Annotated in this window: 19 protein-coding genes, 1 tRNA gene, 1 other RNA gene and 1 pseudogene; 18 read left to right on the top strand and 4 right to left on the bottom strand. The window is 34.6% G+C overall.

Features of this window, described 5'->3' with window-relative positions; genetic code table 11:
- Positions 1–694 precede the first annotated feature (694 nt).
- Entirely contained in the window at positions 695–871 is a 177-nt protein-coding gene (locus A9G45_RS14400) for a hypothetical protein (protein WP_176701618.1), read from the top strand.
- A 274-nt stretch (positions 872–1,145) separates the two neighbouring features.
- Here the strand turns inward: A9G45_RS14400 and A9G45_RS06255 are convergent, their stop codons facing one another.
- The gene (locus A9G45_RS06255; protein WP_065566943.1) at positions 1,146–2,042 is read right to left on the bottom strand and encodes a DMT family transporter; all 897 of its coding nucleotides are present in this window, start codon (positions 2,040–2,042) and stop codon (positions 1,146–1,148) included.
- A 634-nt stretch (positions 2,043–2,676) separates the two neighbouring features.
- On the opposite strand from A9G45_RS06255, the gene ssrA reads away from it, so the two are divergent.
- Positions 2,677–3,041, top strand: a transfer-messenger RNA (tmRNA) gene (gene ssrA / locus A9G45_RS06250).
- 1,108 nt (positions 3,042–4,149) lie between these two features.
- Here the strand turns inward: ssrA and A9G45_RS14720 are convergent.
- The 3 genes and pseudogenes from A9G45_RS14720 to A9G45_RS06240 form a co-directional block, all read right to left on the bottom strand.
- A pseudogene (locus tag A9G45_RS14720) lies at positions 4,150–4,290 on the bottom strand (IS256 family transposase); the annotation flags it as partial.
- Positions 4,291–4,374: 84 nt separating this feature from the next.
- Positions 4,375–4,737, bottom strand: coding sequence for an outer membrane protein assembly factor BamE domain-containing protein (gene bamE / locus A9G45_RS06245; RefSeq protein ID WP_065567232.1), 363 nt, complete (start codon positions 4,735–4,737; stop codon positions 4,375–4,377).
- A 220-nt stretch (positions 4,738–4,957) separates the two neighbouring features.
- A complete protein-coding gene (locus A9G45_RS06240; RefSeq protein WP_065567231.1) occupies positions 4,958–5,221 on the bottom strand; it encodes a helix-turn-helix domain-containing protein in 264 nt (87 codons plus the stop codon).
- Positions 5,222–5,399: 178 nt separating this feature from the next.
- Here A9G45_RS06240 and A9G45_RS06235 point away from each other — a divergent pair, with 178 nt between their 5' ends.
- The 16 genes from A9G45_RS06235 to recB all read left to right on the top strand — a co-directional run bounded on the left by A9G45_RS06235 (position 5,400) and on the right by recB (position 23,273).
- Positions 5,400–5,756 (top strand): DNA-binding protein, encoded by a 357-nt coding sequence (locus tag A9G45_RS06235; RefSeq protein WP_065567230.1) that lies wholly within the window; start codon positions 5,400–5,402, stop codon positions 5,754–5,756.
- 68 nt (positions 5,757–5,824) lie between these two features.
- The gene (gene proQ, locus A9G45_RS06230) at positions 5,825–6,373 is read left to right on the top strand and encodes an RNA chaperone ProQ (protein ID WP_065567229.1); all 549 of its coding nucleotides are present in this window, start codon (positions 5,825–5,827) and stop codon (positions 6,371–6,373) included.
- 9 nt (positions 6,374–6,382) lie between these two features.
- Positions 6,383–8,464 carry a carboxy terminal-processing peptidase gene (gene prc / locus A9G45_RS06225; protein WP_065567228.1) on the top strand — a complete coding sequence of 694 codons (2,082 nt, stop codon included), beginning with the start codon at positions 6,383–6,385 and terminating at the stop codon, positions 8,462–8,464.
- Between the two features lie 25 nt (positions 8,465–8,489).
- Positions 8,490–8,579, top strand: coding sequence for a cytochrome bd-I oxidase subunit CydH (gene cydH / locus A9G45_RS14965; protein ID WP_141672040.1), 90 nt, complete (start codon positions 8,490–8,492; stop codon positions 8,577–8,579).
- Positions 8,580–8,651: 72 nt separating this feature from the next.
- A tRNA-Ser gene (locus A9G45_RS06220) sits at positions 8,652–8,739 on the top strand.
- 146 nt (positions 8,740–8,885) lie between these two features.
- Positions 8,886–9,779, top strand: a complete 894-nt coding sequence (gene prmB / locus A9G45_RS06215) for a 50S ribosomal protein L3 N(5)-glutamine methyltransferase (protein WP_065567227.1) — start codon at positions 8,886–8,888, stop codon at positions 9,777–9,779.
- 30 nt (positions 9,780–9,809) lie between these two features.
- Positions 9,810–10,883 (top strand): chorismate synthase, encoded by a 1,074-nt coding sequence (gene aroC / locus A9G45_RS06210; RefSeq protein ID WP_065567226.1) that lies wholly within the window; start codon positions 9,810–9,812, stop codon positions 10,881–10,883.
- Positions 10,880–11,632, top strand: coding sequence for a TSUP family transporter (locus tag A9G45_RS06205; RefSeq protein WP_065567225.1), 753 nt, complete (start codon positions 10,880–10,882; stop codon positions 11,630–11,632). The genes aroC and A9G45_RS06205 overlap by 4 nt, the downstream gene beginning before the upstream one ends.
- A gap of 276 nt (positions 11,633–11,908) precedes the next feature.
- The gene (locus A9G45_RS06200; RefSeq protein WP_065567224.1) at positions 11,909–12,832 is read left to right on the top strand and encodes a LysR family transcriptional regulator; all 924 of its coding nucleotides are present in this window, start codon (positions 11,909–11,911) and stop codon (positions 12,830–12,832) included.
- A gap of 159 nt (positions 12,833–12,991) precedes the next feature.
- Positions 12,992–13,261, top strand: a complete 270-nt coding sequence (gene rpsO / locus A9G45_RS06195; RefSeq protein WP_065567223.1) for a 30S ribosomal protein S15 — start codon at positions 12,992–12,994, stop codon at positions 13,259–13,261.
- A gap of 313 nt (positions 13,262–13,574) precedes the next feature.
- The gene (gene pnp / locus A9G45_RS06190) at positions 13,575–15,689 is read left to right on the top strand and encodes a polyribonucleotide nucleotidyltransferase (RefSeq protein WP_065567222.1); all 2,115 of its coding nucleotides are present in this window, start codon (positions 13,575–13,577) and stop codon (positions 15,687–15,689) included.
- 26 nt (positions 15,690–15,715) lie between these two features.
- On the top strand, positions 15,716–16,570 hold the full coding sequence (gene nlpI / locus A9G45_RS06185; RefSeq protein ID WP_065567221.1) for a lipoprotein NlpI: 855 nt from the start codon (positions 15,716–15,718) through the stop codon (positions 16,568–16,570).
- 370 nt (positions 16,571–16,940) lie between these two features.
- Complete coding sequence (locus tag A9G45_RS06180; RefSeq protein WP_081297840.1) at positions 16,941–18,707, top strand: DEAD/DEAH family ATP-dependent RNA helicase; 1,767 nt, start codon at positions 16,941–16,943, stop codon at positions 18,705–18,707.
- A 328-nt stretch (positions 18,708–19,035) separates the two neighbouring features.
- The gene (locus A9G45_RS06175) at positions 19,036–19,332 is read left to right on the top strand and encodes a YfcZ/YiiS family protein (protein ID WP_065567220.1); all 297 of its coding nucleotides are present in this window, start codon (positions 19,036–19,038) and stop codon (positions 19,330–19,332) included.
- 42 nt (positions 19,333–19,374) lie between these two features.
- A complete protein-coding gene (gene sixA, locus A9G45_RS06170; protein ID WP_218057048.1) occupies positions 19,375–19,818 on the top strand; it encodes a phosphohistidine phosphatase SixA in 444 nt (147 codons plus the stop codon).
- Positions 19,797–23,273 (top strand): exodeoxyribonuclease V subunit beta, encoded by a 3,477-nt coding sequence (recB, locus tag A9G45_RS06165; protein ID WP_065567218.1) that lies wholly within the window; start codon positions 19,797–19,799, stop codon positions 23,271–23,273. Before sixA ends, recB begins: the two co-directional genes overlap by 22 nt.
- The last annotated feature ends 416 nt before the right edge of the window (positions 23,274–23,689 follow it).

The raw sequence follows: 23,689 nt of genomic DNA, 5'->3' as shown, positions 1-23,689 counted from the left end.
ACCTTGATGCCCATTGTTTAAATAACGAATTTTTGTTTTTTTTATTACATTTTTTCTTATTTTTTATTGTGATATTATCCTGTTCCATATTCTTATTATGTAATTCATCGTTAGATTAAAAGAGTTGTTTATTACCACAAATGGTTAATTATTTATCTACTTAGTGTAGCATATAACTTTATTTTTAGCACAATATTTCAACATATTGTATTGCTACAAAATATGAAAACAAATAACGAATTACTTCAAAAATGTATGTAATAATGTGTTAATAGAAAGTACAAACTGTTTTTATCGCAATATAATCTTTTTTATACAAAGCAAATGCGCCCTTTTAATAAGAAAAAATTTAATAATTAATGTTTTTTATATATTTTTTTGTTTTCCGTGGATTGTTTTCAATAGATTGGAAAGGTAAAATCCGCAAATTTCAGGCATTATTAAAGCAAATTTTGGCGTTTACGTGATGAAAGTATTTGCACGCAAAGTTTTGCCATGGCAGTTCATTGAACTTTTTACTCGCTACCGCTAATATTTCGCTTTATTGTTAGGGTTATCTATCTTTTTTATTGCATTGATTGTTTGTTGGCATTTATTAAAAGTCATTAATCTAAACAATCTAAAGCAAGCTTTTTATAATCTTTCCATTAATGTCATTTAATTTGCTTGTTTATCCGCTCTGGGTAGTTATTTAATGTTGATCTTTTATGAATGGTTAGCTACTCGTTATGCAGGGGGCAAATTGAAACCCTCAATTTTGATTCTTGGTTCAGCGATTGATAATGCGATAGGCTTGTCTGTGTTATCTGGAGGTGCAGTGCGTTGCCACCTTTATCTTAAGCAAGATTTAAACACCGTCGGTATAGCCTAGAATGTCGCTTTTTGTGACATTATCGTTAGGTTGTTCATTACCCTTATTTGCAACAATTGCGGCATTCATTTATACATAACACACAATGCTAGCGTTTCATATGTCAAAAAATAGCATATGGTTGACGGCAGGGGATTGTATTTTGCCTTTACGCTTTACTGCTTGCTTTTTTGTATTACCATTAATTACCCAAAGTTAGACTAAAAATCACAACATATTATCAAAAAAAGGAGTTTATGTTCCTTTCTCATATTTAACCAAATGATTAAGCAAATTATTTTCTGCTTATTCTAGCTTTACTTTCAGATAATAACACACCACAAAGTGTAAATAATGTTCCAATGGCGGCAACCCAAGTAAAAGGCTCGTTTAAAATAACAACTGCAGTAATAATAGTAAGAATTGGCACTAAGTATAAGTAAATACTAATTTTAACCGCACCCACTAATTTAACGGCATAATTCCAGGATGCAAAACAAATAGCCGAAGCACCAATGCCTAAAAATAAAATATTCAAAATATTAACTGGCTTGGTAAACCGTGATAAACCCCATTCAAAATCAAAGCTAGATAAAAAGGGAAGCATCAATATCAAACCGTAAAAAAAGAATCGCCTTGTTAATAAAATTATATTGTAACCATAGTTACTACTTTTTTTTGTTAAAATTGAATAGCAGGCCCAAAATAGGCAGGCCAACATAGCCAGCAAATCGCCAATTGGATTTAATGACAGCACAAATTTACCATTAAAGCTAATTAATCCAACACCAATAATTGCAAATAAACAACCGACATAAAAACGTTTAGGTGGCACTTCGGCTCTTAAAAAGAATATAGATAATACCGCTGTGAATATTGGTGCTAAAGTAGTAATGATCCCAACGTTAGAAGCTGTTGTGTAAGTTAAGGCTATATTTTCACATAAAAAATAACAAGTTACGCCACATAATCCAGCTAATAAAAACACTATTTCTTGCCGAATCCCCTGCCAAGAAAAAAAATGTGGTGATAGTATCCAAAGGGATAAATAACCAAGCCCGAATCGAAAAAACAGTATTTCCACAGGTTTGAAATCAAGTAATAAAACTTTAGTCGCAATAAATGTTGTTCCCCAAAGAAACACGGTCATTAATGCAATTAAGTGCCCTGATGCTTTGTTTGAAAATAACATAATAATCCTCTTTGTTCACATTAATAAATATTGTTATCAAAGTAAAGTATATCGTATTGCACGGTATTTATTACTAAAATTAGTAGCCAATATTAAATTAAAAAAGATTAAGAAAGGATTTGATTAAAAAATATAACTCTATTTTTATTTTAAAATAGGTATCATTTTTGTATTTAGTTTGTTTTTAGGCAAAAAAAATCCACTCGAAAAATCGAGTGGAGGGCAAAAAATGAAAAACGTAATCTGTTAATATAGACAACTAAAAAAGTAAAAAGTTCAAATTAATTTCATATATTTTTTAATATTTAACAAAATAACAAATAACTGTTTGTTATTTAATAATAATTATTTTTAGAAATAAAATAATTATTCACAATATTCCCCATTTATTTTATTAAGCTGTTACATAATTGATTGGTTGATATTCTTACTTTTAACGTTCATAAAATTTATTCTTATACTAAAACATCTATTTCCCTGAAGATTTTTTATAAAAGAATGCTACAAATGCTTAATATAATTATAGAAATAACGATATACAGCAACGCAAAATTAACCTAAAAGCAAGCTAACTTGTATTCGTACTTGAATTCGCCTATAATGCCTAGATATTATATTTATACTAACCACATTTGGGGCTGATTCTGGATTCGACGGGATTTGCGAAACCCAAGGTGCATGCCGAGGTGCGGTAGGCCTCGTAAATAAACCGCAAAAAAATAGTCGCAAACGACGAAAACTACGCACTAGCAGCTTAATAACCTGCATAGAGCCTTCTCTCCCTAGCCTCCGCTCGTAGGACGGGGATCAAGAGGAGTCAAACCTAAACGAGATCGTGTGGAAGCCTTGCTTGGGGCGGAAGCATTAAACTTAATCAAGCTAGTCAATCAGTAGCGTGTTTGTTCGCAGCGGGTTGATGAAATTTAAAAACAAACTACGCATGTAGTACCAAGGATGTAGAAATTTCGGACGCGGGTTCAACTCCCGCCAGCTCCACCAATTCAATAAACAGTAACATTCTTTAAAGCGCTTAAAGCCTGCCAAACCTAGTAACAACAGGTCTTAAAAGCAATTTTATTACCCTGCAAGTATCAGTAAGGTACATTCACAACCAAAATTTTTAGGTATATGCTTAGGTATACGAACACAATATATCTATATCTCGTATACCTAAAATAATTATGGTAAGAAAAACACATCCATTAACAGACACTCAAATAAAAGCTGTCAAGCCAAGAGATAAAAATTACTCTTTATTTGATGTTGGTAGTATACATATCTTGGTTAAATTGAATAATTCTAAAATCAGGCGTTTATAATTATACACATGTGTATACCAGAAAAGGCGCATTAATTAGCTGTGGAAGTTATCCTTAGGCTTCATTACAGTAAGTGAGGTTCAAAGATAAACCTCAGTCGTGGTAGGTCGCTTAAACCTAACAATATTGAATTTTCAGCAAGAAAACGAATAAGCATACAATATGATTTATACCTCCGCATTTGCTGATAAATACCTGCATTACTTATCCTTATGGTTATATGCTGTATATTATCTACTCAATATCTATGTTAAATCAATATAAGTAAAAATTTAGTATAGTGTTCAAATAATAGGCGGTGGATTATGCTTTATTTAATGCATGTTTAAGCGCGCCAAGCTTAGTCCATGATATCATGGACTAAGGCTGTGATGAGACAGTAAGAAGGGTAAATCGGCATGATAAAAATCAGTCAGAAAAGTAATTGATTTTATTTAAGTTTTTTATGGTAGTGGGTGATGATATTCATTCTTTGACTAAAAATCTATCTCAAGTTTTGGCGAGGAGCATGCTACAGGAAGACTAAGTTAAATAACAGTTGATTATAGAGATTTACGTTGAAAATAATTAAATCAATATGATGTTTTTTGCATTGGCAATCAATAGAAGGAGTGGAGATTGTTCATAATTCTGTGTCAGTTTAATTCACAAAGAGAGCACCTTATCAAGACGATTAGAGAAAAATATCATCAACTGTGACAATGCTAAATTCAAATTTTGGGTTAGTATTGCCCGTATTTTCTTGCATTTGCCACCTCAAATACCACTGCTTGAGCAAGCTATTTTCATTTGTTTTGCAAATCGGCCAAAATAGATAACCAAAGATGCACCCTTTCGTTTTCAGACAAATATAAATCTAATGCTTCCTTTTTCGCTGCTAAATTCAGGGCGAGTAGGGTATAAACCGCCTTGCTGCGATAATTCCCATTTTATTTTATATTACAAGGTATTAAAAGTAAGCAAATACACAAAATCATTTATAGGGCTAAATCTAGGATTGGACTATCCTTTAATTACCATTTTTTCTGTTTGTGTTCTTCATTATAATTAAACCAAATGACTAAGCCTTTTGACACGATAACATCAAGAGTTCCTTCAACAATATCGTATTGGGTTTCACCGATAATCATATGACTGGTTGAACTTTTTTTGACATATTGATATGTCCATTGTATTTCATTTGAATTAATCTCTTTTCGAATTGTTGGCTCACCAAATAGTTTAATCATTTGTGATTCAGTTGTTGAACCTTCGACTATTTTGCTGACTTTTTCTTTATTTAATGTGGTTCCTTGTTCTAAAAAATTCTTTTTTGAGCAACTTGATAAAATTATGATCGATAAAAATGCAATAAGAAACTTTTTTAAATTTTTCATGTATCGTTGTTTAATGTTAATACCTTGATGTTTGCCAATAATAGCACATGTTGGGCAACGTTCAAGGTGAGCTTGTATTTTTATTATTAACAAATAATATTTAAATTAGAATAGGCTGTTAATAATAAAAATATGGAAACAACTATTTTGTTTCTTTATGTTTCCATATTTTCCTAATGGTGTTTTTATGTTCATTTTTTATTATGGTTTAGTTGAAAGTTTATTCTTTACTCTGCCGCAACACTCGCTTTATTGGCTGCTTAGTTTTTCGATCAATATAACGGCTAGGCCAAATTTGGTGAGGTTCTAAATTTAATTCTTTAGCAATAATAACCTCTCCTTTTGTCCATGGGCGAACTAATGCATTGCTAAGCGTTGATGAGCTTAAACCGGATTGGCGTGATAGATTTGCAAGTGTTGTACCTTTCTTTTTTAAGGCGGCAATAATGTCTGCAGGATGCCAATCATTAGACTTTATTTTCATTTTTTATTTCCTCTTAGTTTATAACCTTGTATATCTATGTTATGCTCTTATGTTACTAAAACGTGTAAGTTTATAATTGGACTTTAGCTAATAATAATTTTTTATTTCTTATTTATTGTATCAAAGTTTCTTTAATTTCTATAACTTTTTCTTATTTTGTTAAAGTGGGATAGTAAAAATGAAAGAGTGGTTCTCATCAAAAGAGCTATCAAATATTGCAGGGATGCCATCAACGATACAAGGGGTTAATCGAAAAGCGAGAGCTGAAAATTGGACAGCCCGAAAAAGAGTTGGTGTTCGCGGTAAGGCTGTAGAATATCATATAGGTAGTTTACCGCTTAATGTTAAAAAAGCGTTATATATTGAGGAAGAAAGTGCTAGTTATGTCGTTTCGCCGATCGAGCCTTTACAACTATGGATGACTGCGTTTGAACAGTTATCCGTTGATGAGCAATCTATTGTTGCTTCATGGTTGATGCGAAATGGCATTAAAGAATTTATTACTTTTATTAACAAACAGAAAAAAGATAATTAGTGTTATTGTGTAAGCTGCGATATACTTTAACCTATGTAGAGTTCAATTTAATAGCTATGGAATAACCAATGGAAAGTCAGTTTCAATTAACAAATAGTAAAGAAATTATTGTTTATTTATCTCAACAATTTCCTAATTGCTTTACCCTTGAAGGTGAAGCAAAACCATTAAAAATTGGAATTTTTCAAGATATACTTTCTCGCTTAAATGAGAATGAAGCGTTGAGTAAAACTAAATTACGTGCTGCACTAAGAGCATACACAATGAGTTGGCGTTACTTATATAGTATAAAAGAAGGCGCTAATCGTGTTGATTTAGATGGAAACCCAAATGAGGTGATTAGCCAAGAACAGATGGAACATGCTCAACAACAGTTGAAAGAGAGTAAGGAAAAGGCTAAAGAACGTTTTAAAGAACAAGCAAAAGAAAAACGTAAAACTACTCGTGCTCCCTCTAAAAAGGCTAAAATTCTAAAAAATGGTGATTTTATTAGAGTTTTAATAGGTAAAAAACCTATAAAAGCGCAAATAATTAATATTGAAAAAGAGCAGATTAAAGTAAAGATTGGGGCAGGTATGGAATTAACGGTTAAACCTGAACATATTATCAATAAGTAGAGAATTTGAATGAATAAATTACTGAAAGGTATCATTGCGCTTAGCCTTATTTTGAGTGTTGTTGGCCAAAATGTTCAGGCAAAACCACAAAATAAAGAGCAAATTCCAGTTTTGAAGCAAGATGAGATCCACCAAGTTGTTGCTAAACGTGTAACTAATTTTTTTACTCAATCACATTATCGTAATTTTGCTTTAGATGGTGCTTTTTCTGCTCAGATTTTTGACCGCTATTTTAAATTATTAGATGGCAATAAGTTTATATTTATACAAAGCGATGTTGATAGCTTTCGAAATAGGCAAGAATCTTTAGGGCAAGAATTAATTGATGGCAATTTAAAAACAGCTTATGACATTTATAATCTTTTTTTACAAAAACGTTATAGCCGTTATCAATATGCACTTGAAGTTTTACAACGCCCAATGGATTTTTCTACCAATGATGAAGTTGATTTTAATCGTGAAGACATTGCTTGGCCAACTTCTGAAGCTGAACTTAATACTTATTGGAATAAGCGTGTTAAATATGACGAATTAAGTTTATCTTTATCAGGAAAAAATGAGAAAGAGATCCGCGAAGTTTTGACTAAACGTTATAATCGTGTTTTAAAGACGATAGTTCAATCAAATAATGAAGATGCTTTTCAGATATTTATGAATGCATTTGCAAGAGAAATCGATCCCCATACTAGCTACTTGGCACCGCGTAAAAAACGAGATTTTGACTCTGAAATGAGTTTATCATTTGAAGGTATTGGCGCAACGTTAAGCCAGCAAGATGACTATACAGTAATTATGTCTTTTGTAACAGGTGGACCTGCAGAAAAAAGTAAGCTACTTTCTGTAGGCGATAAAATTATTGGTGTAGGCCAAAGCCGTTCTGCAATAGAAGATGTTATTGGTTGGCGTTTAGATGATATCGTTGATAAAATTCGTGGTCCAAAGGGCACTGTAGTCAAATTAGAAATTTTACCTGCAGGCAATAATAGTAAGGCAAAAATCATTGAGCTTACTCGTGATAAAATTCATTTTGAAGATCGTGAAGCTAAATTAAAGATCATTAATAATGCACGAGGTAAAGTGGGTGTTATTGAAATACCAAGTTTCTATATGGGGCTAACCGAAAAAGTTGATTCACTCTTATTGAAAGCAAATAAAGAAAATTTGCAAGGCCTAGTCATTGATTTACGTGATAATGGCGGCGGTTCATTAACCGAAGTTATTAATTTGACTGGTTTATTTATTGATAGGGGACCAGTTGTTCAGGTTCGTGATAATTTACAAAAAGTCATCACTTACGATGACAAGAATAAAGGCATTGAGTATAGTGGGCCGCTTGTTGTCATGATTAATCGCTATAGCGCATCTGCTTCAGAGATATTTTCTGCAGCTATGCAAGATTATGGACGTGCGTTAATTGTTGGCGAAACAACTTATGGTAAAGGAACTGTACAAACATCTCGTAACATTTCTTACCCAGTTGATGCGAGATTACACCCGAATTGGCCTGAATTGGGAGGGGCTCAATACACTATTCAGAAGTTTTATCGTATTAATGGTGGAAGCACTCAATTAAAAGGTGTTGAACCAGATATTGAAATGAATAAAATGAAGTATGTTGATAAGACAGGTGAACGATTCTTAGATAATGCATTACCTTGGGATAAAATACCGTCAGCTAATTATTTGACTCTTGCCAATATCAAGTTATTGTTACCTGAGCTTGAATCATTGCATTTGGCTAGAATTTCAAAAAATCCTGAATTTATTTATATTGATGAAGATATTAAAAGGTTCAATGATCAAAAAGATCGCCAATATATTGTTTCGCTTAATAAAAATAAACGAGAAGCAGAACAAAAAACAAATGATGAACGCGATTTGAAAAGAATGAATGAGCGTTTAAAGAAGGCGGGTTTACCATCAATTAATAAATTAGATGATTTACCCAAAGATTATAAGCAACCTGATGCTTACTTAGATGAATCTATCGAGATACTGCTTGATTTTGCGCCTAAATATCCGAAAATTGAAAGTAATAAATCTATTAACGAAATTATTTCGTTTGATTCACCGATCGAACAGGCTAATTAATAATAAATAAGTGGAGGTAATAAGAATGTGCTTAAATTTAAAATATGCATTGATCACAACAGTTGGCATACTAGCTGTACTAGCGACATTTGGTATTATTGTTTGTATGAATTAAAAAAGCTTGATTAATTATCTTGTGATTATTATAGTATGCAGCCTGCTTTAAAAAAGCTGGCTCTAATAGTTAGGTGAGGTGTCCGAGTGGTTGAAGGAGCACGCCTGGAAAGTGTGTATACGGCAACGTATCAAGGGTTCGAATCCCTTCCTCACCGCCATATTTCGTTATTGAAGGATAGAACACTTAGTTCAACAGTATTGTTAGAAGTAATCGTTAAGTTTGCTTTAACAAATTCTCTTTATTGAGGGTCACTAGCTACAATAACAAGTAATACCTTCCTCTCCTAGATTATTTGGAGCTACTATGGAAAACTTACGCACAGTTCAGGATTTTATACGCTGGACGGCATCACAACTTAGCCTATCAGATGTCTTTTTAGGACACGGTACGGATAATCCTATTGATGAGTCTAAACAATTAATTTTGGCAACGCTAGGCTTATCGTTATTTGTCCCTGCAGAATTTTATTCCGCAAATCTGACCGATGAAGAAAAAAATCAACTGTTGGAGATTATTCATAAACGCATTAAAGATCGTGTGCCAACGCCTTATTTAACCAATCAAGCTTGGTTTTGTGGACATGCTTTTTATGTCGATGAGCGGGTATTAATTCCTCGTTCTCCTATTGGTGAATTAATTGATAACCATTTTAAACAGATAATATCTGCTGAACCTAAAAATATCTTAGATTTATGCACGGGCAGTGGTTGTATAGGCATTGCTTGTGCTTATGAGTTTACTGATGCTCAAGTGGATATAACTGATATTTCATTAGAAGCATTAGATATAGCACAAACCAATATTGAAATGCACGAAATGGATTTTCGAGTTACTCCTATTGTGTCGGATTTATTTATTGATCTTCCTATAAAACAATATGACCTTATTGTCACTAACCCCCCTTATGTCGATAGTGAAGATATGAGTGATTTGCCTGACGAATTTTTATATGAACCTAAATTAGCATTAGAGGCAGGCGTTGATGGCTTAGATCTTGTAAAAAGAATTTTACGAGACGCGATAGATTATTTAACACCAGAGGGTGTATTAGTTTGTGAAGTTGGTAATAGTTGGGTTAGCCTACAGCAACAATACCCCAATGTACCTTTTAATTGGATAGAAACTAAGCATGGTGGATTGGGCGTATTTTCAATTACACGTGAAGCGCTGGTTCAATACCGTTACTGTTTTAAATAAGCTGTTTTTAATAATTGGAATAAATTTATTATGGCAGGAAACTCAATTGGAAAATTATTTAAAGTGACCACATTTGGAGAATCGCATGGCATCGCATTAGGATGTGTTGTTGACGGTGTTCCTCCTGGACTTGCTTTAACTGAATCGGATATGCAATATGATCTTGACCGTCGTCGACCTGGTTCATCTCGTTATACCACTCAACGCCGTGAAGCAGATCAAGTCAAGATTTTATCAGGCGTGTTTGAAGGTGTTACAACCGGTACAAGTATTGGTTTGCTTATTGAAAATACTGATCAACGCTCCCAAGATTATAGCAAAATAAAAGATGTATTTAGACCAAGTCATGCTGACTATACCTATCAAAATAAATATGGTATACGCGATTATCGTGGTGGAGGTCGCTCTTCAGCCCGTGAAACAGCCATGCGGGTTGCTGCAGGTGCTATTGCTAAAAAGTATCTACAAGAGAAGCTTGGCGTAACTATTCGTGGTTATTTAGCTCAAATGGGTGATGTAAAATGTGAATTAAAAGACTGGAAACAAGTTGAACAAAACCCATTTTTTTGCGCTGATGAAGGTAAATTAGAAGAACTTGATCAGTTACTTAGAACGCTAAAAAAAGAAGGCGACTCAATTGGAGCTAAAGTTTGCATTGTTGCCGAAAACGTTCCTGTTGGACTTGGCGAGCCTGTGTTTGATAAATTAGATGCTGAGCTTGCTCATGCTTTAATGAGTATTAATGCAGTAAAAGGCGTTGAAATTGGCGATGGATATGCTGTTGTCAATAAACGAGGTAGCCAAAATCGAGACGAGATCACCAAGCAAGGTTTTTTGTCTAACCATGCTGGCGGTATTTTAGGGGGGATTAGTTCAGGGCAAACGATATTAGCAAGTATAGCCTTAAAGCCGACGCCAAGTATTGAAATTGCTGGTCAATCAATCAATATTTATGGTGAACAAGTTGAAGTTTCAACCCATGGTCGACATGATCCATGTGTGGGAATACGTGCAGTACCCATAGCTGAAGCAATGGTCGCTATTGTGCTAATGGATCATTATCTTCGTTACCGTGCTCAATGTAACGATGTAAATCAGCTATGAGCTATGAATTACTTATCTTACTGTTTGTCATTGCTACTTTAGCGGGATTTATTGATTCAATTGCGGGTGGTGGTGGTTTACTAACCGTACCAGCTTTACTAGCAGTTGGCTTACCGCCCGCAAGTGCATTGGCTACAAATAAATTACAAAGTTGTGGCGGATCATTTTCGGCTAGCTTATATTTTATTCGTCAGCGCATGGTGGATCTAACACAACAAAAATGGGCAATTGCTTTTGCTTTTATTGGCTCTGCAATTGGTTCATTATCAGTGATGCATGTCCAAGTTGACTTTTTGAAACTATTATTGCCTATTTTAACTATTGGCGTTGGGCTTTATTTTTTACTATCTCCAACCATTGGTGAAAACGATCGAAAAAGCCAACTTACACTTATCCAATTTGCTCTCGTTCCTGCTTTGGGTATTGGGTTTTATGATGGTTTTTTTGGACCTGGTGCTGGTTCGTTTTATGCTTTAGCCTATATTACATTGGCAGGCTTTAATTTAACCAAAGCAACTGCGCATACCAAAGTGCTAAACTTTACCTCAAATTTAGCTGGCTTGCTATTTTTTATTGTCGGCGGCGAAGTGGTATGGTCGCTTGGGCTTGTAATGTTAGTCGGCCAATGTATAGGTGCTAGAATTGGCGCTAAGATGGCGCTTACCAAAGGTCGCAAATTAATCAGACCCATGCTAATCACCGTTTCAACGCTTATGAGTATCAAATTGATTTATGAAAACTTTTTTTAATTTAGCGCCAGTTAAATAATTAGTTCTTTGCTCTATTTTAATATTAATTGTGCGTTAGCGGCTTTGGCTAATATAATTAAAGTGATTTTATCGTTCGGTCAGTTTCATCTCTTTTCATTTTTCTCGACTAATCGCAAGTAAGCTATTGTTAAAAAATTTTAGAAAATTATATGTTTCAGTATAAAAGTGGAAACAATTATTCACTTCACTTAAATATTATTTAGTATATATTTGTATTAATTAAGCTAGTTTGTGATAACACTGTTAACTAACATTATGAAACTTCAACAATTACGCTATATTTTAGAAATCGCTCGTTCGGGTTCAATTAATGAAGCGGCTAAGAATCTGTATATTACTCAGCCAAGTTTATCAACGGCAGTGAAAGATTTAGAAACTGAATTTGGTATTGAAATTTTTGTGCGTAGCTCTAAAGGTGTTTCTTTATCGCCAGATGGCGTTGAGTTTTTAGGATATGCTAAGCAAGTATTAGATCAAGCCGAGTTATTAGAACAACACTATTCCAAAAAAGAGCCTTCTAAGCAGTTGTGTAGCATATCTACTCAGCATTATGCGTTTGCAGTTAATGCTTTTGTTAATTTAATTAAAAAAAACCACACTGATGAGTACGAGTTTACTTTAAGAGAAACAAAAACCCATGATATTATCACCGATGTTGCCAATTTGCGCAGTGAAGTTGGCATTTTATACCTAACGGATTTCAATCAAAAGGTCATTTTACGTTTACTGAAAGAGCATCGATTAACATTTTATCCACTTTTCGAAGCGCATCCTCATGTATTTATCAGTACTCACCATCCATTAGCTGAAATGAAATCATTAACGTTAGATGATTTAGAAGATTACCCTTACCTCTCTTTTGAGCAAGGCGAGTATAACTCATTTTATTTTTCTGAAGAGATTTTAAGTACGGTTTATCATAAAAAAAGCATTCATGTAAGTGATAGAGCCACGTTGTTTAATCTATTGCATGGGCTTAATGGTTATACTATTAGCACTGGGGTATTAAGTACCGATTTAAATGGATCTGATATTTTATCAATACCGTTAGATGTAGAAGAAAAAATCCTAATTGGTTGGATCACCTCACAAAAAGCACAATTAAGTATATCAGCGCAAAATTATATTGAAGCGCTTAAAAAACTCATTCAAGAAGAATATGGTTTTAAGTTGAAATAAGGTTGTTAAATTAAGAATAAATCGAATTGCTATTTTAATAAATTCTAGTATAATTGCGCGTAATTCATATAGCTACTAATATCGCTATATGAATATCGAGGAATGTCTGAATTAGAGATCGGTCGTTCCGTATTTTATTTTGATTTTAAGAGGTTTGTTATGTCTCTAACTGTAGAAGCTAAAGCGAAAATCGTTGCCGAATATGGGCGAGGAACTAACGACACTGGTTCAACTGAAGTTCAAGTTGCTCTTTTGACTGCACGTATCAATGATTTACAAGGTCATTTTTCTGAGCACAAGAAAGATCATCATAGTCGTCGTGGTTTATTACGTATGGTGTCTAGTCGTCGTAAATTATTAGATTATTTACGTCGTAAAGATATTGAACGTTATAGTCAATTGATTAAGAAACTAGGTTTACGTCGCTAATTCATAATCTACTTGAAAAGAGGCTTAGGCCTCTTTTTCGTTGTGAAAAAACAGCGCTCTGATATAATGTAGAGCACGAAAATAAAAATTAATATTTTATGTAATTCAACAAAGTGAAGATTGTATCTCATGTTTCGCGCGACTAATGAGAGCTCTATAACTTATAGATTTGTCATTAGTCGTGACAGTGAAATAATCTTTTTGTTGAAAATATCCCCCACATTGTTGAAGAGAATATCAATAAGAGTAATGTAATGTTACTCCCAGTCGAAATATCAAACTTCAACATAATAAAGAACAAGAGGACATTATTTTGTTTAACCCGACATCTCAAAAATTTCAATATGGCCGTCATACAGTAACTTTAGAAACTGGTATTATGGCTCGTCAAGCAACGGCAGCTGTTATGGTCAATATGGATGATACAGCTGTGTTTGTTACAGTTGTTGCCAATAAAAAAGTAAAAGAGGGTCAAGACTTTTTTCCGTTGACGGTTAATTATCAAGAACGTACTTATGCAGCGGGACGCATTCCAGGTGGATTTTTCAAACGTGAAGGCCGACCAAGTGAAGGCGAGACTTTAATTGCACGTTTAATCGACCGTCCACTTCGTCCATTATTTCCTGAAGGATTTGTTAATGAAATCCAAATTATTGCAACAGTTGTGTCAGTCAATCCTGATGTAAGCCCTGACTTAGTTGCGATGATTGGTGCTTCTGCCGCACTTTGTTTGTCTGGTGTACCATTCCATGGTCCTATTGGTGCGGCTCGTGTTGGTTTTATTAATGATGAATTTGTATTAAATCCATCAGTAAAAGAACTAGCAACAAGTCGTTTAGATTTAGTTGTGGCAGGAACCAAAAGTGCAGTATTGATGGTTGAATCTGAAGCAGATCTACTAACTGAAGATCAAATGTTAGCCGCAGTGGTATTTGGTCATGAACAACAACAAATTGTTATCGATAATATCAATGAATTTGTAGAAAAAGCCAATTGTGAAAAATGGGATTGGGTAGCTCCAGCTAAAAACGAAGCATTATATAATGCGATTGTTGAGCTAGCTAAAGAGCGTTTAGGTGAAGCTTATCGTATTACCGAAAAACAAGCGCGTTATGCACAAATTGATTTAATCAAAGAAGAAGTATTAGCTACGTTAAAAGAACAAAATGAAGAGCTTGATGAAAACGAAGCGATTAATATTATTGTCGATTTAGAAAGCCAAATTGTTCGCCAACGTGTTATTGCCGGTGAGCCACGTATTGATGGTCGTGAAAAAGATATGATTCGTGCACTTGATATTCGTACTAATGTTTTACCAAGAACACATGGTAGTGCATTGTTTACGCGTGGCGAAACGCAAGCATTAGTTACGGCGACTTTAGGAACTGAACGCGATGCACAAATCATAGATGAGTTAACAGGCGAATATACTGAGCGCTTCTTACTTCATTATAACTTTCCTCCATATTCTGTTGGTGAAACAGGTATGGTCGGCTCTCCAAAACGTCGAGAAATCGGTCATGGTCGTTTAGCTAAACGTGGTGTTGCTGCGGTAATGCCAAGTAAGGAAGAATTCCCATACACTGTGCGTGTGGTTTCTGAAATCACTGAGTCAAATGGTTCGTCTTCAATGGCTTCGGTTTGTGGCGCTTCGCTTGCGCTTATGGATGCCGGTGTGCCAATTAAGTCTTCTGTTGCTGGTATTGCAATGGGGCTAGTGAAAGAAGGCGATCAGTTTGTTGTGTTATCTGATATTTTAGGTGATGAAGATCATCTTGGTGATATGGATTTTAAAGTAGCCGGTACCCGTGACGGTGTAAGTGCGCTTCAAATGGATATCAAGATTGAAGGTATCACTAAAGAAATTATGCAAGTTGCATTAAATCAAGCTAAAGGTGCTCGTTTGCATATTTTAGGTGTGATGGAGCAAGCAATTAATCAACCTCGTCAAGAGATTTCTGAATTTGCTCCTCGTATTTATACGATGAATGTTAATCCAGATAAGATCCGCGATATTATTGGTAAAGGTGGTGCAACAATTCGTGCCTTAACCGAAGAGACAGGTACAACCATTGAAATTGCAGATGATGGTACCGTTAAGATTGCAGCCTCTGATGGAAATAAAGCTAAAGATGCTATGGCTCGCATTACTAACTTGGTTGCTGATGTTGAAATAGGTAAAATTTATACAGGAAAAGTAACTAGAATTGTTGACTTTGGTGCTTTTGTATCTGTTATCGGTGGAAAGGAAGGGCTAGTCCACGTTTCCCAAATAGCTGATCATCGAGTCGAAAAAGTGGCTGATTATCTAAAAGTAGGCCAAGAAGTCAATGTCAAAGTGCTTGAAATTGATCGCCAAGGTAGAATCCGTCTCAGTATGAAAGATGCTGTTGAGCCAGCGGTAGAAATAGCTCCGACTGCAGAATAAACATATTATTCACTAGGGGGATAAAAGTGAGATTATTCAACCTGAGGACTGTATACTGCTTTTTACTGGCTGTTATTCTTTTGTCGGGTTGTACTAACTCTCAGCTCCTGCTGGCTGTTCCTGAGCAAGTTTCTTATGATGATGAGTTAAAAATTGCTCAGATCAGCCAACAGCTATCTCAAAAAAATATTGACACTGCAACGCGTATGCAGCTCATTTTTCAGCGTGGAATTGTTTACGATTCATTAGGGTTTAAAGCTTTTGCACAAAGTGATTTTTCTTATTTGTTAAATTTTAACCCTGGAATTCCTGATGTTTATAATTTTTTGGGAACTTATGCTCTGCGAGAAGGTAATTTTGATGAGGCTTTAACGTCCTTTAATACTACATTAGAGCTTGATCCTACTTATGCTTATGCCTATTTAAATCGGGCAATTACCTTGTATCGCACTGGGCATTACCAAGCAGCAGAACGTGATGCATTGCAGTTTTATCAATATGATGTGAATGAACCTATCAGGATTTTATGGCTTTATTTGATCGAAAAAGAAACAGACAATAAGTCTGCGCAAAATGAGCTACAAAAACGTTATGAGCTGATTAATGATAAAACGAGTTACAGTGGTAGTATTATTGCATTTTATTTAGGAAAAATAAGTGAGCCTAAATTAATGCAAAACCTTCAAGAAGGCGTTGAGAGTAATCGGCAGTTAGCCGAACGCCTTTGTGAAGCCTACTTTTACTTAGGTAAGTATTACCAAAGTAAAGGTGACGACGAGCGTGCCAAAATGTTATTTAAATATGCTTTAGCAAATAATATTTATAATTATGTTGAACATCAACAGGCACTCTATGAAATGAAGTTACTTGAAGAAAAGTAACAAGGGTCATGCCAGTTTTAAAAGTGAAAATGTCGTTATAGCGTATTCTGATTTGCCAGTAATATATTCTTAACATTGAATAGTGCTGTTAGCTTTATTTTCGATTATATAAACGTTAATTAGTTTTAAATCTATTTTGTTTTAAATCTATTTTGTTTTATATCGAATCGTTGTTAAGTCAATATCGGCAGTTAGTTATTGGGGTTAGTTGTAAATTTTCAATTTAGTGAGCTGGCATAAATTTATATTTGCTTTGTTTATTTGCTTGGCAAAATAAGATAGTTAACTATTGATGTTTATTCATAAATATTAATATCTTTGCCAACGAAATAAACAAGTTTATATATTCAAAATTTATAAGCGAGTTTACATGACAAAAGAAGTTTCTTTTATTGACCTTGGTTTATCCGAGGATATCCTTAACGCCTTAAATGATCTTGGTTTTAGCAAACCATCACCTATCCAATCTGAGTGTATTCCTCTATTATTAGATGGTAATGATGTATTGGGTATGGCACAAACAGGTAGCGGTAAAACAGCTGCGTTTTCAATTCCTTTTTTAATGAATATTGATGCAAATTTAAAAGCACCACAACTTTTAGTTTTAGCACCAACGCGAGAATTAGCAATACAAGTTGCTGATGCTTGCTCTGAATATTCAAAATATATGAAAGGAGTAAAAGTTCTTGCTTTATATGGTGGGCAACGCTACGACGTCCAGTTACGTGCCTTAAAACAAGGTCCACAAATTGTGGTTGGCACACCAGGACGTTTACTTGATCATTTAAATCGCAAAACATTGGATCTTTCCAATCTAAAAGGTTTAGTACTTGATGAAGCAGATGAAATGCTAAGAATGGGATTTATTGATGATGTAGAAAGCATCATGGCAACGATCCCAGAAGATCATCAAACAGCATTATTTTCGGCAACAATGCCAGCACCAATTCGTCGTATTACTAAACGATTTATGCATAATCCAAAGGAAGTTCAAATTAAAGGGACTAATCAAACAGCACCTGATATTGATCAAAGTTATTGGCTTGTTCGTGGTATGCGTAAAAACGAAGCGATTGTTCGCTTCTTAGAAGCAGAAGATTTTGATGCCGCTATCATATTTGTTCGAACAAAATCAGCCACTTTAGATGTAGCTGATGTACTTGAAAAAAATGGTTATAGTTGCGCTGCTTTAAATGGCGATATGACACAACAATTACGAGAACAGACCTTAGATCGCTTACGTAACGGTCGGCTTGATATTTTAATTGCAACTGATGTTGCTGCTCGTGGGCTGGATGTTGAGCGTATTAGTTTAGTTATCAATTATGATATCACATTAGATTCTGAATCTTATGTTCACCGTATTGGACGAACAGGTCGAGCAGGTCGAGCAGGTCGAGCTATTTTATTTGTTGATAGCCGTGAACGTCGTTTACTTAAGAATATCGAACAAACTATTAAAAAACCGATTCCAGAAGTTGGATTACCATCTAAAGAGCTACTTGAAAAACGTCGTTTAGTTAAATTTACTGAACAAGTCCGAAAACAACTTGAAAGTAGCGATTTAGACCAATACCAAAATCTATTAGCACAAATACAATCTGATAGCGGAGCTGATTTAGAAACAATTGCAACTGCTTTATTAAAATTAGCGCAAGGTGAACGCCCACTAATTTTACCACCAGATCCAGTATTTAAACCTGCGCGAGAAATGCGAGATCGTGATAGCCGAGGAGGCGAGCGTCGGTTGCGTGGTGATAACCGTGAATCACCCAAACGTCGAGAGCGCCGAGATGTTGGCGATATGGATATGTACCGCATTGAAGTGGGTAAAGAAAACGGTATTGAAGTTCGTCATATTGTTGGAGCAATTGCCAATGAGGGTGATATTAGTAGTCGGTACATTGGTAATATTAAACTTTATGATACTTATTCAACTGTTGAATTACCAAAAGGCATGCCGAAAGACATGTTGAAACATTTTGAAAAAGTAAGAGTTCTTAATCAACCAATGAAAATGAGTCTATGTACTGGCACAACGGCTGAAGCAAAGCGAGGCCGTAAAAGTGGCAAATCTGATATATCTGATAAAGGATTTGCAAAAAAACGTGGTCGCCCTTCAGCACCTAAATTTTAATGATGTTAACCTCTGCCATCTGGCAGAGGTAAATTTATCTCCTCTCATTTTGAACAACTACTAGCAAAGTCGTTCGCCCTATATGCCATGCAATATTGAGGCCATGCAAGATTGAGTTAGAAAATTAATGATATAACTTCAAAAGTTAATCAATACGAGGTAAGTATGGTTAGCGGTCTAGTTATTGCAAATAAGTAATATAGACATAATGAATTAGTCATAAATTTTTCTGAGAAAGAAACTAAAATAAAACAATGTTAGTGTTTTGCCCTAAGTTAGGATTGAGAGTATACTGTTGCTAATATTAAACGGTAAACAGAGGTATAGCATGGCAAATTCCTTAAATAAATGTAAAGCTAATGAAACAGCAGCATGTTGTTGTGTGGATGTTGGTACAATAATTGACAACGAAGATTGTACTGCTGGGTATGAGCACGTTTTTGCAACAGAATCAGAAGCTCAAGCTAAATTGGCTTCATTAACACAAGCTGCAAAAAATGTTGAAACAGAACCATGCAAAATTGATAGCAATATTGAAAAAGTTAACGATGGATTTAAATTATCAGTAAAATTTACCTTTTGCTGTGGTGCAGAATCTATGATTTTTCAATTAAAATTACGTTAATTAACTATAGATGAAAATTAACTATAAATGAAAGTTTGCATTATGAGACACGGTGAAGCAGGGTTTTCTGCTTCATCGGATTTTAGCAGAGCCTTAACCAATTATGGCATAAAACAGTCGAATCAAGCTGGAATGTGGCTTAAAGAGCAAGGTTATCAATTTGAGCTTGGTTTAGTCAGCCCTTATTTACGTGCTCAACAGACATTTACTGCATTATCATCACACGTTAATGTTGCAAAGATTGAAACTGATCAGTTTTTAGTGCCCGGTGGTAACTCATCACATGCCGCTGGCATATTAACGATGTTGCTAGCTGAAGGCACTGAAAATGTAATAGTGGTATCACATCTACCTCTAGTGGGATATTTAGTTAATGAATTGTGCCCGCAAATCAATCCTCCTATGTTTCCTACAGCGGCAATTGCTTGTATTAATTTGTCGTTAGACTCTGCAGGAAAACTTGAATGGTTTTATCAAGCGGAGTAAAAAAACTTAATCTTTTTGATTTGCCGTTAACTGGTCGAGCTTTAATTGAAGCATCGGCTGGAACAGGCAAAACTTATTCACTCACCTTTATTTACTTAAGGTTATTACTTGGCATTGGCCAAAATAGCTACCCAAGACCTTTAGAGGTTAACGAAATTCTGGTAGTTACTTTTACCAAAGCGGCGACCCAAGAACTACGTTCTCGAATAAGGAAAAATATACAAGAACTACGAATTGGATTATTGGAAGGACAACATCAAGATCCTATTTATCAACAACTCATTGAATTAGTTGACGATCGAAAATTAGCGGTGCAACGACTTACCGTTGCTCAACAATCAATGGATGATGCGGCAATTTATACTATCCATAGTTTTTGCCAGCGTATACTCACCAGTCATGCGTTTGAATCTGGCGTATTATTTGAGCAAAAGTTAGTTTCAGATGAATCACAACTAAAATTGCGAGTAACACAAGACTTTTGGCGCCACTACTTTACGCCACTGGATAAATCGCTTGCCTATTTAGTCCTTGCAACATGGCAAGATCCAACGGAATTATTGAAAGATATTACCCCATATTTAGGCTTAGATCTAAACGACAATAAACCGATAAATCCAGATATCACAGCTAAAATTAAAGCGTTTCATCAAATAAATTATGAGAAAATTGAAAATGTTAAGCAGTCTTGGCTAGCGTCGGTTGATGAGTTAGTCGATATCATTTCTCAATCAGGTGTCAGCAAACAATCATATAGCCGTCGAAATTTACCTAATTGGGTGACTAAAGTCTCAGCATGGGCAAATAATGCAACTCAATCTTTCCAATTACCTAATGAGCTCGAAAAGTTTAAGCAATCGGTTTTAATTGAAAAAACGAAAGAAGGAAAGAATGCGCCATACCATTTTGTTTTTGATCAGATTGACGACTTATTCAAACAATCGTTTGATTTACGTAGCCAAATTTTAATAGATATCGTCAGTGTGATTCAAAAAGATCTTTACAACGAGAAACTTAAAAATGGCGAAATGAGCTTTGATGATCTTATTGGGCAACTTAATCGCGCATTACATGCAAAAACAGGCGCACGATTAGCGAAAAGTATAGCTTCAAAATACTGTGTTGCCTTGATTGATGAATTCCAAGATACCGATCCTGCGCAATATCAAATTTTTAACCATATTTATGATAACAAGCAGACCGATCGAGGCTTACTGTTTATTGGCGATCCTAAGCAAGCCATTTACAGTTTTCGGGGGGCTGATATATTCACTTATTTAAAAGCTAAACAATCGGCAGGAGAAAATTATTTTACCATGGATGTAAACCATCGTTCGTCGGCAGCGATGGTTAACGCTGTTAACCAATTGTTTGCTAATTGCGATAATCCATTCATATTTGAAGATATTCCTTTTTTACCTATGGATGTAGCAAAACAGAATCAACAAAAGTCTTTGCAAATTAATAACCAAGAAATAGGTGCGTTAACAGCATATTTATTGCCTGACGAAATTACAACTAAAACAGATTATCAAAATCACATGGCAAATTGTTGTGCTGACCAAATTGTGACTTTGTTATCTAATTCATCAATATTAATTGATAATGAAAAACAACAGCGCCCTGTAACAACGGCTGATATTGCCATCTTAGTACGCACTGGGCGTGAAGCAGAAATTATTCAACAAAAATTGGCTAATTGTGGTGTTAAAAGTGTTTACCTATCAAACCATAGTAGCGTTTTTTCTTCAAATGAGGCAAAAGATGTATTGAACCTACTACAGGCCGTTTTAATGCCTGAAAACGAAGCAACACTAAGATTAGCGTTGATGACGTCATTGCTAGGGCAAACCATGACTGAGCTAGAGCAAATTACTGACAATCAAGACAAATGGGAAAGTTTAGTTGAAGAGTTCAAACAATACCAAGCAATTTGGCAATATTATGGTGTGTTAGTTATGTTACGCCGAATGATGAAAAAACGTCATTTAGCTGAAAACATATTAGCTCACAAAGATGGCGAGCGAACATTAACCAACTTAATGCATTTGGGGGAATTACTACAAGATGCATCAAATGAATTAGATAGCCCACATGCGTTAATTCGTTGGTTTACAAAGCAAATAGTTAGCCCTGATCTTAACTTAGAAAATCATCAGCAACGCCTCGAAAGTGATGAAAACCTTGTTAAGATTATTACTATTCATAAATCAAAGGGATTGGAGTTCCCGATTGTTTGGTTACCATTTATTTCATTGTGTCGAATATCAGATAGCCAATTTTATCATGATAAAAATGATGACTATCAGCTAAATTATGTATGGCGGTTAACTGACGAGATTAAACAACAAATAGAAAACGAACGACTTGCTGAAGATTTACGATTATTATATGTTGCAATGACGCGCTCTGTTTACCATTGTTACATTGGTCTTGCCTCATTGAAAGCCAATCAATCTGCTATTAATTATTTATTAAATAGTGAATTAAGATCAATTGAACGTATGGCTAATTTAGTCGATGTACAATTACCCGTAGAGTGTAAGCAGTATATTCCCCAAATTTTGCCAAACCAAGTTTTGTCAGCTAACGTATTTTCGCGCAATATCTCAAGTGATTGGCGGGTCACAAGTTACACGGAATTACAAAAACATAATGATCAAATATTGGCTTACCATCCTGATATTATTAATGACTGGGACGAACCACAACTTGACACAAACAGTTCCCTGCCAGCTGATTTTCAATATGATATTCATCATTTTCCTAAAGGGGCATATGTCGGTACATTAATGCATAGCATTATGGAAGAGGTCACGCCAGATAACCTTGATGCATTATGCAATAACATGTTGACAAAGCTAAATTTAGAACCAGCATGGCATAGCGTAATAACTAAATGGATGCAGCAAGTATTGGGTACACAACTGCATAAGCCAAATTTAATCTTATCAAAAGTATTATTGGATCAACATATTAATGAATTGCAATTTTATCTCCCTATACGCAAAACGGTAACTAGCCAGCAATTAGATAGCTTATGTAAACGATATGATAATTTGTCAAAATTATGCCCAAAGTTAGACTTTGACGCTGTACAAGGCATGTTAAAAGGATTTATTGATTTAGTCTTTAAATTTGAAGGAAAATATTATGTGGTTGATTACAAATCAAATTGGCTAGGTAAGTGCGTTGAATCTTATCATCAAGCCGCTTTAGAAAAAGTGATGTGTGAGCATCGTTATGATTTGCAATATCAACTTTATTGTTTAGCATTGCATCGTTTTTTAAAAAATCGCTTAACAAATTACCAATACCAAACGCATTTTGGCGGTGTTTATTACCTGTTTTTGCGTGGCATGCCTGAACATGGCGTCTTTTACCATCGGCCTGAACAAGCCTTTATTGAAGAGCTTGATAAATTATTTGAAGGTGGAATATCAAATGAGCTATAAGCCGTAAAAAACGCTCAGTGTTGAAAATAGATTAAATAACTAAAAATAAGGCACAAATAATTAGTGCCTTATTTTTTATACCATTAGTTGTTTAATTAACATGAACGACCTTTTAAATTAAAAAAGACACAATTTTTGTAAAAAATATTCAGGAATCTATACCGTTTCAACATAAAATTATTTTAAATTTAATGAGTTAATAAATCTAATTGATAAAGTTGCAAAACGTTTAAATAAAAAGTTTAAATTACTTCTTCAATGAAGATTTTAAATAACGCCAATAGTTGTTTTAATTAACATGAACGACCTTTTAAATTAAAAAAGACGCAATTTTTGTAAAAAATATTCAGGAATCTATACCGTTTCAGTATGAAATCATTTTAAATTTAATGAGTTAATAGATCCAATTGATAAAG

The organism is Gilliamella sp. HK2, from assembly GCF_001690265.1.
In the GTDB taxonomy this organism is placed as follows: domain Bacteria; phylum Pseudomonadota; class Gammaproteobacteria; order Enterobacterales; family Orbaceae; genus Gilliamella; species Gilliamella apicola_C.
This window is presented reverse-complemented; position numbering and strand designations above follow the sequence as displayed.

Coding starts and splice junctions, on each gene's coding strand:
- A9G45_RS06200 (WP_065567224.1), top strand. CDS start 11,909: ATGAAACTTCAACAATTACGCTATATTTTAGAAATCGCTCGTTCGGGT.
- aroC (WP_065567226.1), top strand. CDS start 9,810: ATGGCAGGAAACTCAATTGGAAAATTATTTAAAGTGACCACATTTGGA.
- cydH (WP_141672040.1), top strand. CDS start 8,490: ATGTGCTTAAATTTAAAATATGCATTGATCACAACAGTTGGCATACTA.
- A9G45_RS06255 (WP_065566943.1), bottom strand. CDS start 2,042: ATGTTATTTTCAAACAAAGCATCAGGGCACTTAATTGCATTAATGACC.
- A9G45_RS14400 (WP_176701618.1), top strand. CDS start 695: ATGTTGATCTTTTATGAATGGTTAGCTACTCGTTATGCAGGGGGCAAA.
- prc (WP_065567228.1), top strand. CDS start 6,383: ATGAATAAATTACTGAAAGGTATCATTGCGCTTAGCCTTATTTTGAGT.
- recB (WP_065567218.1), top strand. CDS start 19,797: ATGGTTTTATCAAGCGGAGTAAAAAAACTTAATCTTTTTGATTTGCCG.
- A9G45_RS06240 (WP_065567231.1), bottom strand. CDS start 5,221: ATGAAAATAAAGTCTAATGATTGGCATCCTGCAGACATTATTGCCGCC.
- rpsO (WP_065567223.1), top strand. CDS start 12,992: ATGTCTCTAACTGTAGAAGCTAAAGCGAAAATCGTTGCCGAATATGGG.
- prmB (WP_065567227.1), top strand. CDS start 8,886: ATGGAAAACTTACGCACAGTTCAGGATTTTATACGCTGGACGGCATCA.
- proQ (WP_065567229.1), top strand. CDS start 5,825: ATGGAAAGTCAGTTTCAATTAACAAATAGTAAAGAAATTATTGTTTAT.
- A9G45_RS06180 (WP_081297840.1), top strand. CDS start 16,941: ATGACAAAAGAAGTTTCTTTTATTGACCTTGGTTTATCCGAGGATATC.
- sixA (WP_218057048.1), top strand. CDS start 19,375: ATGAGACACGGTGAAGCAGGGTTTTCTGCTTCATCGGATTTTAGCAGA.
- A9G45_RS06175 (WP_065567220.1), top strand. CDS start 19,036: ATGGCAAATTCCTTAAATAAATGTAAAGCTAATGAAACAGCAGCATGT.
- A9G45_RS06205 (WP_065567225.1), top strand. CDS start 10,880: ATGAGCTATGAATTACTTATCTTACTGTTTGTCATTGCTACTTTAGCG.
- bamE (WP_065567232.1), bottom strand. CDS start 4,737: ATGAAAAATTTAAAAAAGTTTCTTATTGCATTTTTATCGATCATAATT.
- A9G45_RS06235 (WP_065567230.1), top strand. CDS start 5,400: ATGAAAGAGTGGTTCTCATCAAAAGAGCTATCAAATATTGCAGGGATG.